Below are 13181 nucleotides of genomic sequence, written 5' to 3'. Positions count from 1 at the left end.
GTCTTAAATATATTTTTAAAGATAAAATTAGAGGAGGAATAACAAATGAAAAAAAGATTTAAACCTTTGATGCTCAGCATGGCGATGGCGGTAGGCGTAGGCGCGAGTCTGAACGCGGGAAGCGCGGCTGCCGCTACCAATCCGACCGACAAACTCCCGACGGCCGATTGGAAATACGACGTTCCCGCAGGGCATGATCTCGGCTGGGTATTCGATTCCGGCAACGTCACCAAAGACCGGTTATACGTCACGCTGTTCAGCGAGAAGGAAGGCGGACTGCAAACGCAATCGTTCGATCGCAAAAACGGCGCGAGCAACTGGGTTTACGATTTCCAGGGCGGTGCTGAAAATGTGAACATTTTCAGTTCGCAGGTCGTATCAAGAACGAACGGAGACGTGTATTTCGTAGGCAAAAAAGACAACGAAAAATCGCAGAAGCTGTATGCGGTAAGTTCGAGCGGCAAACTCAAATGGAGCAAAGCAATCGAAACCGGCTTGACCGGATCGCTGGAAGTTTTGTCTAACGGTGATCTTCTGCTAAGCAGCATTTCGTCGGACCAAAAAACGACGCACGTATACCAATTCGCCAACGACGGCAAATTGAAGAAAAAAGATACCGTAGACGGAAGCCAAAACCTATCTGTGCTGTCTAACGGCGAGGTCGTGAACACGACGAACAAAAAGATTGAATGGTACAAAAACGTCAATACGCTGAAAAGCCCGACCCTTTCTTACAAATTGCCGGAAAACACGACCGTAGCCAGCAATTTCAGATCGTGGGGCGGAAGCAGCAAAGTGGCCCCGGCCGTGTATCCGTTCAACGGAGGCAATCTGGTCGGACTGGTCAAAGAAGAATTGCCGGAACGAAAAACTCCGGGCGTCGAAATTCTCGATCCGTCGATCGACAACCGCGAGTTCACGTATGTGCTGTTCGACGCCAAAGGCAAAAAGGTATGGGAGCGTAAAATCCCTAAAGGCGCCTTCGTGATTACCGCCGGCGAAAACCTGCTGGTCAAAGACGGTTTGAAACTGGAACTGTACGGTCCGGACAACAAGCTGAAAGCAAGCAAAACGTTCGAAGAAAAAGACTTCCTCGTCTACAAAGCGCCGAACGAAGAAATCGCGGCGTTCGACAAAGTAAGCGGAGAGTTTTATGCGCTTAGCCCGAAAGACCTGAGCGTGAACCATCACGTTTCGCTCGATCCTTCGACGAACGGCAAAGCCAAATACGGCTTCCTGTACGGCGGAGAAGGCAAACTGTACGTTCACGACACGCAAGGCGAAAATCAGAATACTGTATCGGCGTATACCTTGAAGTAATATCCGGTTGATTCCGAAACCAAGACGGTGACGGGTCTAAACGGAAGTCAGGTTTGCGTTCGTCCGGGATTTCGCAGCTAACCCCCGCATGCGCGACATTCCGGGCGGAAACGGACCGAAACCGTACGCGTTGCGCACTCTCGCAGCCCCGAATCACAGCGAGACAAGCGACCGTTAGCTTGACCCGGTGAAATGTAAGGCTTGACGATGTATCGGTAGATACGAAAATGCGTGATTTGCCGAATTTTCCCCTCGTTCGTTCGGCAGAAAACCAAATAAAAGGATGCAAAACGGATGGTTGGTAAAAAAAACGCTGCGGCTCGGCCCGCAGCGTTTTTTGCGTATAAAGGAAAAGCGGCATGATCGGGGATTCAAGCAAGGAATCGGCGTATGCTCAAAAAAGAGCGCAGTACGAGTCTGCGCGATCCATGAGCGCGTCCGACGAAGGGCGCTCGATCGCGGCGGCGATGTAGAGCTGCCGCAGCATGTCGTCCGGCTGCGGATTGCCGCCGGACAGGTCTGCGCCGACGAACGGGGTCGGCGCTTCTTCGCGCTCGGCGACCAGCGTCGCCGCCGCGCCGCGCACCGCGCGCAGCACCGCGTCCGGCGCGTAGCGGACCGGCGGGTGCGGCGCATAGCCGCCGGCAAGGTCTCGGCTGTTCATTGCCGAGACGATATGCGCGTCGGAGCCGTGCGCCGACGTCCGGGCGGCGATGCCGCCCAGCAGGCCGGCCGCGCCGAGGCCGAGCAGCAGCCGCGCGCCGGCGCGGCGCGCTTCCAGCGCCACGAGCAGGTCGGCCAGCGCGCCGCGAAGCAGCGCGTACTGCGCGGCATGCCGCTCGCGGGCGCCCCAGCGGTCGGCGGATACCGCTGCCGACGCTTCTTCCGGCGTCAGGCCGCGCAGCCGGCCGAAGCAGGCGCTCCAGCGCACCAGATCCGCCGGGGCGAAGCCTGCGGAGATCAGGCAGACGCCGAATCCGGCGGCGGTTCCGCACGACAGCTTGAGCAGGCCGTAACGGCGCACGGTTTTGCGCGGCTCGTTTTCCCGTGCTTCCTCTACTACGTCAAACGCGAACATCTCGATACCCGACAACTTTCTTTCGTTCATTCTGCCTGTTCTCCTCCTTGGCTCAGCCTGTATTTTGCATCGCAATGCAGCCGTTCCTTCCGCCGACAGCAGTGTCGGCATCCGGCAGCCTATCGCGTTCCTCTACATCAATCGGCATTTCGGTCCGGGATTTGAATAGAAAAAGCCCCACCCCAAAAAGTTTTTTGCGCAACGGTGAACGCTCTTTGCCGCGTGGCGACCGATAGCCGCTTTTTGCAGAAACGTTGACGCATCCGACGCCGACAGAACGCAAGAACTGCTGCCGGAAATTCTGTGGCTCACTCCTCTTTTTTCACCTGAGCCGCATGATCGAACCGTGCCACTACCAACAGATCCATATGGCGTGCGGTCCGCAGCAGTCTTCGGGTCAACGAACCGAATAGCAGCCGGTACAGCCTGGATCGCCGCGACTGGCCGACGATCAGCTGCGTGCAGCGTTTTGCGTTGGCGCGCATCAGTAGCTCTTCGTGCAGCCGCCTCGCGGATACCCGTTCGCCGAGATCGAAGCTGCCGCCGAGCCGCCGGGTCAGGCGCCGAAGCTGCTCGATCCGTTCCTGCTCTTGTTCGATCGGGCATTCGCCGTCGGGGATGTAGCAGACATGCCACGGAGCTTTGAGCCGGTACGCGATCCGAAAACCGCGCCGGATCAGCCGTTCGGCGTTATCGCTCAGCGTGACCGCGACGAAGATGACTTCTTCGCGCCGCCACGGCCCGCGCAGCGACGTTTTGCGTTCCCACGATTCCAACCGCTCGTCCACGTCGTCCGCGATCTCGCGCAGCGCCAGTTCCCGCAGCGCGATTAAATTCCCCGTTTTGAAAAAGTTGCCGAGCGCCTGATCCACCTTTTCCCGCGCATAGATCCGTCCGGCCCGCATCCGTTCCTGCAACGCTTTGGGCGTGACGTCGATCAATTCCACTTCGTCCGCGAGACTCAGCAGCGAATCCGGCACCGTTTCCCGTACGCGCACGCCCGTCAGTTGTTCAACGTTGTCGTTGAGGCTTTCCAAATGCTGCACGTTAAGCGTGGAAATGACGGAAATGCCCGCGTTCAGCAAACGGATCACGTCTTCGTAACGCTTTTTGCGGACGCTGCCCGGCACGTTCGTATGCGCCAGTTCGTCCACCAGCACGACTTCGGGGTCGCGGGCGATGATGGCGTCGGTATCCATTTCCTGAAGCTGTGCGCCTTTGTACGATACGACGGCGCGAGGCACCAACTCCAGCTCGTTCACCTGTTCCTGCGTTTCTTTGCGTCCGTGCGTTTCCAGCAGTCCGATCACGACGTCGATATTCTTTTTGCGCAAAATATTGCCTTCCCGCAGCATCGTATACGTTTTGCCGACGCCGGGAGCGGCTCCGATATATACTTTGAACCGTCCGCGCCGAATCTCCTCGATTTTGCGTCCCGCCTGTTCTTCGCTCAAGCGCCGATACGGGCCTGCCGGGTCTTGCAGCGGCTCTTTGCGTTTGGTCGGCAAGATGCGCTCGCCGCCGCCCGCCGAACGATCCGCGACGACGAACATGTCCACGTTACGCATACATTTGACCATTTCCGCGACGATCGATCCTTTGAAAAATTCCTGCGACCGCGTCTGGTTCGAATGCCCGATCACGATCCGCGACACGTTTTGTTCCAGCGCCAGACGGACCAGCGTAGGCGGAATATCGCGCCGCGAGCGGATTTTGATCTCGTGCAGCGTCGCGCCGATTTTTTCGCACAGCTTGCGGATCGAACGGCGGAACTCTTCGCGCTCCGGCCCGAGCTTTTCGCCCGGATTGACGAACGTGACGACCGACAATTCGCCGCCGAGCCGCTGCGCGATCTGCTGGCCGCGGCGGATATGGATCGAGCCGTTCCAATGGTACTGCGCCGATACGAGGATATGCTCGGCCGTGCCGGAAGCGCCTACGTAGCCTTGTTCGTCGCGGTATTTGAGCAGCGTGCCGTTGACGCCTTCGGCGACCAGCCGCAGCGTCAGTTCGCGCAGCACGCCGATATTGCCCCGGCTGAACAACGTTTTGTCCGGCACGTTTTTGAGCAATCCTTCTTCGATCCGCGCCAACAGCGCTTCGGGCGTGACGTCGATCAGCCGCACCTCGTCCGCCAATTCCAGCGTGTCGGCAGGAACGGTTTCGTTCACTTCGATCCCGATCAGCTTGCGTGCCATTTCCGTGATTCCCTGAAGCTCGTACACGTTGACGGTAGCGATTACGCTGATGCCTTTTTCTAGTAAACCGCGAATGTCGTCAAGCCGAGTTGCGTTCACAGCGCCGGGACGGTTGCGATGCGCCAGCCCGTCGGTCAGCAGCACTTCGGGATTGCGCGCCAGAATGGCGTCGAGATCCAGGTCTTTGCGTTCGCTGCCGTCGGCGTGCCGCCAATGGATGCTCGGTACGCGCTCCAATCCTTCAAGCTGCTCCATCGTTTCCGGGCGCTGCATGGTGGACACGGCGCAGAGCACGACATCGACGCCTTGGCTTTTCAACGTTTGGCCGTCGCGCAGCATATGGTACGTTTTGCCGGAACCGGAGATGGCTCCGATGATGATCTTGAGCCGTCCGGTGTAGAGCGCGTGGATCGACTTCAGAATTTCTTCCGGCGATTTGCGTTTAAAGTCGGGCATGGACGTTCTTCCTTTCGTTTGAAGCGGACAGGCGTGTCGCGGGACGTCGGGAAACGGCGAAATAACGAAATAGTGAAATAATGAAATTGCCGCCAGCGGTTGTCTATGCTCTAAAGGATCGCATGTCCGTTACAAGCCCGATTCGGTGGCATGCGGAAATGTAACGGATCGTACAGACGCTTAGCTGCGAAAAAGCGGGAAAAAGGGCGCGAAAACGCTCTGTTTTATCGGTTAAGCGTCACCTCGATCCGTTAAAAATCCGAAAGCGTCAAATACGTACGCTAAGCGTCATCTCGATCCGTTAGATTCGGCAGCGGCATATTCGGAGGGTCAGAGCGACTTTTATCGGAGCAACGGAAAGCGCGTCTGCCCGCCTCGGCGGTCAGCTTATGGACGTCGTTTTGCACACGCAGCTTGCATGGACGCGTCGGACCGCGACATTCGTCCCCGATTCGTTCAAGACGAGCCGGCTCAACGAGATGCCTGCACCGCCAGATTCAGCTCCAGCACATTGACGGCCGGTTCGCCGAACAGTCCGAGCGAGCGGCCTTGCGTATGGTCCTTAATCAGCTGTTGCAGCTTGTCCGCCGCGATGCCGGTTGCCGCGCTGACGCGCGGAACCTGCGCTTCGGCGGAAGCGGGGCTGATATGCGGATCGAGGCCGGAGCCGGAATTGGTGATAAGGTCGATCGGAAGCTCCGAGACCGGAACGTCCGGGTTTTGGGACTGCCAATCGGCAATCGACTGCTCGGCGCGGGTCAGCAGTTCCGGGTTGGACGGCGCATAGTTGGGCGTGCCGGAGCCGTTGGCGTCGTAGTCGATACTCGATACGCGTCCGTGGAAATAACCGGGATCGGTGAAGCTTTGGCCGATCAGCGAAGAGCCAATCACTTGGCCTTCGGCGTTCTTGACCAGGCTGCCGTTCGCTTTGTCCGGCGCGGCGGCCTGAGCCACGGCCCAGACGGCGATATTGTAAATAATGCAGCAGACGATGGCCACGGAAAAGGTAGTACGCAGCGTCATCCAGATGATTCGCATAAGTAAGTTCCTCCATTTTATAAAAAGACGGTTGATACAAAGCGGCGCTCCACCGAGCGGAAATCCGCAGGTCAGATGAACACCTGAACTGCCAGGTCGATCAGCTTGATCCCGACGAACGGCGCGACCAGGCCGCCGAAGCCGTAGATCAGCAGGTTTTTTCCGAGCAGGCGGCTGGTGCTCATCGGCTTGTAGGCGACGCCTTTCATCGCCAGCGGAATCAGCAGCGGGATAATGATCGCGTTGAAGATCAACGCGGACAAGATCGCCGACAGCGGCGAATCGAGCCGCATGATATTCAACGTCTGCATCTGCGGGATGGCGACCATGAACATCGCCGGGATGATGGCGAAATATTTGGCGACGTCGTTGGCGATGCTGAACGTGGTCAGCGCGCCGCGCGTCATGAGAAGCTGTTTGCCGATCGCGACCACTTCGATGATCTTCGACGGGTCGGAATCCAGATCGACCATGTTAGCCGCTTCTTTGGCGGCGACCGTGCCGCTGTTCATGGCGATGCCGACATCGGCTTGCGCCAGCGCGGGCGCGTCGTTCGTTCCATCGCCGGTCATGGCGACGAGCTTGCCTTCCGCCTGCTCGCGGCGGATGACGGCGATCTTGTCTTCGGGTTTGCTTTCGGCGATAAAGTCGTCCACGCCCGCTTCGCGGGCGATAGTCGCCGCCGTCAGCGGGTTGTCGCCGGTACACATGATGGTCTTGATGCCCATGCGGCGCATCTGTTCGAACCGTTCGCGCATGCCGGGCTTCACGGTGTCTTTGAGATGGATCAAGCCGTAGATCCGGTTGTCAACGGCTACGGCCAGCGGCGTGCCGCCCGCCGTGGCGATCGCGTTGCTGCCTTCGTCCAGATCGGCCGGGATCGTTCCGCCTTGCGAGCGGACCCACTGCTTCACGGAGTCCACGGCGCCTTTGCGCACCTGGCGCCCGTCCGGCAGATCGATGCCGCTCATGCGCGTCTCGGCCTGAAACTCGATAAATTCGCCGCCTTCGCCGAGCTTTTCGTCGTATGGCAAACCGTTCTTTTTCATCAATTCCAGTACGGAGCGGCCTTCCGGCGTTTCGTCTTTGAGCGAGCTGATCGCGGCCCAGTAGGCGATTTCTTCTTCGCGGATCGCTTTGACTGGAACGAATTCGCTCGCCATCCGGTTGCCGAACGTGATCGTACCCGTTTTGTCGAGAATGATCGTGTTGATATCGCCGGACGCTTCGACCGCTTTGCCGGACATGGCGAGTACGTTGAATTGCGTGACCCGGTCCATGCCCGCGATCCCGATCGCGGACAGCAGGCCGCCGATCGTAGTCGGGATCAGGCAGACCAGCAGGGCGATCAGGATCGGGATTTCCATCTGAATGCCGAGAAAGTCTGATAGGAACGGCAGCGTGACGACCACGATCAGGAAGATCAGCGTCAGGCTGACCAGTACCGTATTGAGTGCGATTTCGTTCGGCGTTTTTTGGCGCTTGGCGCCTTCGACGAGCGAGATCATGCGATCCAGGAACGATTCGCCGGGATCGGCGGAGATCCGTACTTTGATCCGGTCGCTGACGACTTTCGTGCCGCCGGTCACGGAGCTGAAGTCGCCGCCGGCTTCTTTGATAACCGGAGCGGATTCGCCCGTGATCGCCGATTCGTCGACGGAAGCCAGTCCTTCGACCACTTCGCCGTCGCCGGGAATGAGTTCGCCCGCTTCCACGACGACGAAGTCGCCTTTGCGCAGCTCCGAAGCCGGCACGGTTTTGACCGCGCCGCTGCTCGATACTTTGTTGGCGCTGATATCCTGCTTCGTTTTTTTGAGCGAATCGGCCTGTGCTTTGCCCCGCCCTTCGGCCAGCGCTTCGGCGAAGTTCGCGAACAGCAGCGTCAGCAGCAAGATGACCGTCGTGACGATATTGAACCAGCGCGGCACGGTGCCGCCGAACGCGTCCGGCGCGAAGCACAGCAGCAGCGTGACCAGAAAACCGATCTCGACGACGAACATGACCGGGTTGCGCATCATGATACGCGGGTCGAGTTTCACGAACGACTCCCGCAAAGCGGCGCTCGCGATCTCGCCGCTCAGCATGGTCTTTTTCTTATCCATAAATCAGCGTCTCCATTCGTTGTGTAAGGTGTATAAACGTTCCGGTTATAACGTCAATTGTTCCGCGATCGGGCCCAGCACCAGTGCCGGGAAGAAGGTCAGCGCGCCGACGATCAGCACGACGCCGACGAATACCGCGCCGAACATCGCCGTATCCGTACGGAACGTGCCGGACGATTCGGGAATCGGCTTTTTGGCAGCCAGCGACCCGGCCACGGCCAGCAGCGTCACCATCGAAATGTAGCGGCCGAGGAACATGACGATCCCGGTCGAGACGTTCCAGAACGTCGTCGCGTCGCCCAATCCTTCGAACCCGGAGCCGTTGTTGGCCGCGCTCGACGTGTATTCGTACAACGCTTGCGTCAGCCCGTGGAAGCCGGGATTGGAGATCGTGTCCGGATTCGTCGCCAGCGCGATCGCCGTCGGCACGAGAATCAGAAACGGCTGCACAAGAAGGGTGACGGCGATCAGCTTCATTTCTTTGCCTTCGATCTTGCGTTCGAGGAATTCCGGCGTGCGCCCGACCATCAGGCCGGACAGGAACACGGCGATGATCGCGTACATCAGCACGTTGACGAAGCCCACGCCCATCCCGCCGAATACGGTGTTGAGCATCATGTTCGCCAGCGGAACCAGTCCGCCGATCGGGGTCAGCGTATCGTGCATCGTATTGACCGCGCCCGTCTCGGCGGCGGTGGTGATCACGGAGTAGAACGCCGATTGCGCTTCGCCGAAGCGGACTTCCTTGCCTTCCATCGAACCTTGTTCATGCTGGATGCCGAGCTGGTTCAGCACCGGATTGCCCGCGCTTTCCGCCGTGAGCGAGATACTCGTCATGATGATGAGCATCATGAGCATGGACACGAACAGCACGCGTCCCTGCTTGATCGAACCGGCCATTTTGCCGTAAGCGAAAGGCAGTGCCGACGTCACCAGCAGCATCAGCAGGATTTGCAGCAGATTGCTCAGGCCGCTCGGGTTTTCAAAAGGGTGCGCCGAGTTGACGCCGAGAAAGCCGCCGCCGTTGTTGCCGACTTCTTTGATGGCGAGGAACGAAGCGATCGGCCCGCGGGCGATCGTCTGCTGCGCGCCTTCGAGCGTGGTGGCGGTAGCGGCCGGTTCGAACGTTTGCGGTACGCCCATGAACACGAACAGCAGCGCCGAGACGAACGCAACCGGCAGCAGCACGCGGGTCAACGAACGGATCAGGTCGACGAAAAAGTTGCCTGCCGCCCGGCCCGTCAATCCGCGGATAAACGCCATGACGAGCGCAAGGCCCGTCGCGGGCGACACGAACATCGCGAATACCAGCACGCTGGCCTGCGACAGATACGAGACGCCGCTTTCGCCGCTGTAATGCTGAAGATCCGTATTGGTCATGAAGCTGATCGCGGTGTTGAAAGCGAAAGACGGCTCCATATTGGCGATGCCCGCCGGATTCAGCGGCAGCATGCCTTGAAAACGCAGCACCAGGTACACGATCAAGACCATGACGGCGTTGCTTCCGATCAGCGACGCCGCATACATTTTCCAACTTTGATTTTCTTCGCGAATGCCGTTGATTTTGTAAATGAGCCGTTCGAACGGGCCGTAAATCCGGTTCAGCCGGTTCGGCGCGTAATCGAACGCCGCCGCCAGGTACAGGCCGACCGGCTTCGCCAGAAGCACGACGATCAGCAGGGTGACGAATATTGCGAGGATACTGATTGTGGTCACGAAATTCCCTCCATAATTAGAACTTTTCCGGGTTAATCAAGGCGTAGCACAGATACAAAAACAACAAAGCGACAACGGCTGCGAGCACGGCGATCATCGGTCGTCACTTCCTTCCGCGACGACCTTGCCGGACCAAAGCGATAGCCCCAGCACGGCCAATGTCATCAATGCGATCAGGCCAAGCATCAAAATATCGGTCATGTTAACCTTCCTTCAACTGTAAAATGGGATATCGCGTACCGCTGAAGCTTCGCGATTCATGTGACGTATCTTAGCCCCGAAGCAGACAGGTGTAAAACGTTATAAAGGCGCGAAACGGGCATTTTTGAACCTTTTCGGCTATTTGAACGGAAAAAAGATTTGTATGATTCCGTTTAGTATTGAATACGCCGGTTATCTCGATTTTTTATTGATTTTTACGCTATTTTTACACCTTTTCACCAGATATTTATGCTTTTTTTATAGGCTTTGGAAGGGCGGATTTGGCTATTTTCGCGCCCGGTGATTTATACTGGACACACAGAAGGAAATCAGGGCCGTCGGCCGGGCAGGAGAGCGGAAGTGAGCGACTTGGAGAGAAACGGGCTGCGCAGAGGCAAATTGACGTTGTTTATGGGAGCCGCGCCCGGCGCGGGCAAGACCCAGGCCATGCTCCGTGCGGCGATTCGCGAGGCGGCGGCAGGAACAGGGGTGTGCTGCGCGGTATCCGGAGCAGAAGCCCGGTATCCCGATACGCGGGCGCTGCTACGGAGCTCGGGACTTCCCGGAGCGCCGGAGCGCGGAGGAGAGTTGGACGTCGAGCAGCTGTTGGAGATGAAGCCCGGACTTGTGGTGGTGGATAGGCTGGAAGCTCGCAATTCGCCGCAAACGCTGCGCGATAAACGGTATATGGATGTCGAAGCGCTGCTGTTGAACGGAATTGATGTCTATGCGGCGCTGAATGTGGGGCATGTGGAGAGTTTGAACGCACTGGCAAGCCGGATACTCGGACAACCGCTGCCGGAGACGGTACCGGATGCTTTCGTCGAGCAAGCCGATACGCTGCGCATCGCCGATGCCCCGCCGGAGGAGATGATCCGCCGCAGCGGTCAAAGCCCGTCGGAAGTCGGTGCGTTGTCCGCGATGCGCGAAATGCTGTTCCGATATGCCGCCGAGCGTACGGACAGCCGTCTCGACGATTATTTGCATGGCCGACGCACAGCGGGAGGAGGAATCGCGGGTCCCTGGCCGGTTGCGGAAAAGGTGATGGTGGCGATCGGCCCGGCGCCTTCGACGGAGGAACTGCTTCGAATCGGAAGGCGTACGGCGGCAGCGCTTAAAACAGGCTGGTTCGCGGTCTATGTGCGTGTTCCGGAAGGCGCTGTGGATACGGGAGTTCAGCGACAGGCAGATCCCGAACGGAACTTACAACTGGCAAAAGAACTGGGCGCGCAGGTCAGCGTGATCGAGGGACGGGATGTAGCGGTTGAGCTATTGCGCTTCGCGGAGCAGCATCATGTGAAGCAGTTGCTGGTCGGTGAAAGTATTCGCCCCCGCTTCGGTATACGCTGGGGCGCTACGCTGGCCGAAAAATTGGTTCGGGCGAGCCGGGACGTTCATATACGGGTCGTGCCGAGTAGGGGACAGCGCGAGGATTCCTTGCCGGATCGCAGTTTGCAGCATCCTCGCCCAAGCTTGAGTCTGAAGTCGGGAATGCTGCCGCGAGGGTCCGTTTATGGACTCATCACGCTGTTGACCGCCGTTCTGACTCTAGTGATGAGCCGATACGCGGAAGAGTTGGAGATCGTGAATATCGCATTGATCTATCTGTTCCCCGTGCTGCTTAGCGCCGTCTACGGCGGACTTCGCCCGGCCCTTTTCGCGGCAGGCATCGGGGTATTGGCACTGGATTTCTTCTTCGTCGCGCCGCAGTTGAGCTTTACGGTCTCGGATCTGCGTTATCTGATTTCGTTCGGCGTCTACCTGTCGGTAGCGGGCCTGACCGCAAGCATGGCCGAACGGCTCAAGCGCCAAGCCGTGCAAGCCCATCAGCGCGAAGCCCATACCGCCTCGCTGTACGCGTTCAGTCAGCAGATTGGCGCCGTCTCGGACGTATCTTCGCTGCTGGATGGCGTGACCAAGCAATTGTCGCAAACGATCGGGGCCGAGACGGCGGTCTATTTGCCGGACGAATCCGGTTCGCTCCGCCGCGTGCATGTCTCGTCGGCTGAAGCGATCGAAGGCGGCGAGCGTGTTCGTGAAGAAGAAGTCGTAGTGCGCATGGTTTACGAAGAAGGCGAAGAAGCCGGACGGGGTTCGCGTACGCTGCGCGAGCTGCCGGGACGTTATTTGCCGCTTCGGACAGAAGACCGGACTTACGGAGTATTGGTGGTTCGTTTGGCTCAAGACGACCAAAAACCGAAAAAAACGCTCACCGGCGAACAGCAGCGGCTGCTTGCGGCGTTATGTGGCCTGGCTGCTGCGGCGATTGCGCGGTTCAAGTTGGCCGAAGAGGCCAAGCTGGCGCATCTGACCGCCGAATCGGAACGCCTGCGGTCGGCCATTCTCGATTCGGTGTCGCATGAGCTGCGTACGCCCCTGGCTGCGGTGATCGGCTCGGCGACCGGATTGATCGAGAATGACGAACTTTTTTCCAAGCAGGACCGTATGGAGTTACTGGAGACGATTCGCAGCGGGGCCATGCGCATGAGCCGTCTGGTGCAGAATCTGCTCGGTATGGTGCGACTGGAGAGCGGCATGCTGCAATTGCGGCGGGAATGGTGCGATATCCAGGATCTGATCGGCGTGTCGCTGGCCCAGATCCGGGATATTCGCGGTCGCCGCAAGCTTACCGTGAATCTGCCTGACGACCTGCCGATGGTGCGCGGGGACGAGGTGCTGCTGGAGCAGGTGCTGGGCAACGTGTTGGGCAATGCGATCAAGTACAGCCCGGATGGCAGCGAGATCGTCATCGAAGCGCGCGCAACCGGGAACCGGCTGGTGCTGAGCGTTACGGATGAAGGACCCGGACTGCCATCGGGCGAAGAGCAGCGCGTATTCGAAAAGTTTTACCGCTCCGACTCGACCCGGCACGTATCCGGCACGGGACTGGGTCTGGCGATCTGCAAAGGGATTGTTGACCTGCATGGCGGAGAGATATCGCTGGCGTCCAGAACGGATGGGAAAAATGGGGCGATCGTCCTGATCTTTTTGCCCTTGCCTGAGCGTACGGGGATGAACGGACAATCGTCGAATCCGGCGGTAAACGACGAAAAGAGCCGATAAAGAAAGGAG

The 13181-nt window shown here is 58.7% G+C and carries 8 protein-coding genes; 2 read left to right on the top strand and 6 right to left on the bottom strand.

Annotated features, from left to right (window positions below):
* The first annotated feature begins 45 nt into the window (after positions 1 to 45).
* Positions 46 to 1320, top strand: a complete 1275-nt coding sequence (locus tag WKI47_RS18325) for a hypothetical protein (RefSeq protein WP_340228620.1) — start codon at positions 46 to 48, stop codon at positions 1318 to 1320.
* A gap of 394 nt (positions 1321 to 1714) precedes the next feature.
* Here the strand turns inward: WKI47_RS18325 and WKI47_RS18320 are convergent, their stop codons facing one another.
* The 6 genes from WKI47_RS18320 to kdpF form a co-directional block, all read right to left on the bottom strand.
* Entirely contained in the window at positions 1715 to 2428 is a 714-nt protein-coding gene (locus tag WKI47_RS18320; RefSeq protein ID WP_340228619.1) for a hypothetical protein, read from the bottom strand.
* A gap of 278 nt (positions 2429 to 2706) precedes the next feature.
* Entirely contained in the window at positions 2707 to 5052 is a 2346-nt protein-coding gene (locus tag WKI47_RS18315) for a universal stress protein (RefSeq protein ID WP_340228618.1), read from the bottom strand.
* A gap of 471 nt (positions 5053 to 5523) precedes the next feature.
* The gene (gene kdpC, locus WKI47_RS18310; RefSeq protein ID WP_340228617.1) at positions 5524 to 6090 is read right to left on the bottom strand and encodes a potassium-transporting ATPase subunit KdpC; all 567 of its coding nucleotides are present in this window, start codon (positions 6088 to 6090) and stop codon (positions 5524 to 5526) included.
* Positions 6091 to 6161: 71 nt separating this feature from the next.
* Positions 6162 to 8192, bottom strand: a complete 2031-nt coding sequence (kdpB, locus tag WKI47_RS18305; protein WP_340228616.1) for a potassium-transporting ATPase subunit KdpB — start codon at positions 8190 to 8192, stop codon at positions 6162 to 6164.
* A 45-nt stretch (positions 8193 to 8237) separates the two neighbouring features.
* Entirely contained in the window at positions 8238 to 9899 is a 1662-nt protein-coding gene (kdpA, locus tag WKI47_RS18300; RefSeq protein ID WP_340228710.1) for a potassium-transporting ATPase subunit KdpA, read from the bottom strand.
* Between the two features lie 25 nt (positions 9900 to 9924).
* Positions 9925 to 10005: a K(+)-transporting ATPase subunit F gene (gene kdpF, locus WKI47_RS26225; protein ID WP_425355487.1), complete on the bottom strand. Its 81-nt coding sequence runs from the start codon at positions 10003 to 10005 to the stop codon at positions 9925 to 9927.
* A gap of 464 nt (positions 10006 to 10469) precedes the next feature.
* Here kdpF and WKI47_RS18290 point away from each other — a divergent pair, with 464 nt between their 5' ends.
* Positions 10470 to 13172, top strand: a complete 2703-nt coding sequence (locus WKI47_RS18290) for an ATP-binding protein (protein ID WP_340228614.1) — start codon at positions 10470 to 10472, stop codon at positions 13170 to 13172.
* Positions 13173 to 13181: the final 9 nt, after the last annotated feature.

The sequence above is a fragment of the Saccharibacillus sacchari genome (assembly GCF_037722395.1).
Classification (GTDB): domain Bacteria; phylum Bacillota; class Bacilli; order Paenibacillales; family Paenibacillaceae; genus Saccharibacillus; species Saccharibacillus sacchari_A.
The sequence above is the reverse complement of the archived record's forward strand: the minus strand, read 5'-3'. Positions and strand labels throughout refer to the sequence as shown.

Coding starts and splice junctions, on each gene's coding strand:
- WKI47_RS18315 (WP_340228618.1), bottom strand. CDS start 5,052: ATGCCCGACTTTAAACGCAAATCGCCGGAAGAAATTCTGAAGTCGATC.
- kdpF (WP_425355487.1), bottom strand. CDS start 10,005: ATGATCGCCGTGCTCGCAGCCGTTGTCGCTTTGTTGTTTTTGTATCTG.
- WKI47_RS18325 (WP_340228620.1), top strand. CDS start 46: ATGAAAAAAAGATTTAAACCTTTGATGCTCAGCATGGCGATGGCGGTA.
- WKI47_RS18320 (WP_340228619.1), bottom strand. CDS start 2,428: ATGAACGAAAGAAAGTTGTCGGGTATCGAGATGTTCGCGTTTGACGTA.
- kdpB (WP_340228616.1), bottom strand. CDS start 8,192: ATGGATAAGAAAAAGACCATGCTGAGCGGCGAGATCGCGAGCGCCGCT.
- kdpC (WP_340228617.1), bottom strand. CDS start 6,090: ATGCGAATCATCTGGATGACGCTGCGTACTACCTTTTCCGTGGCCATC.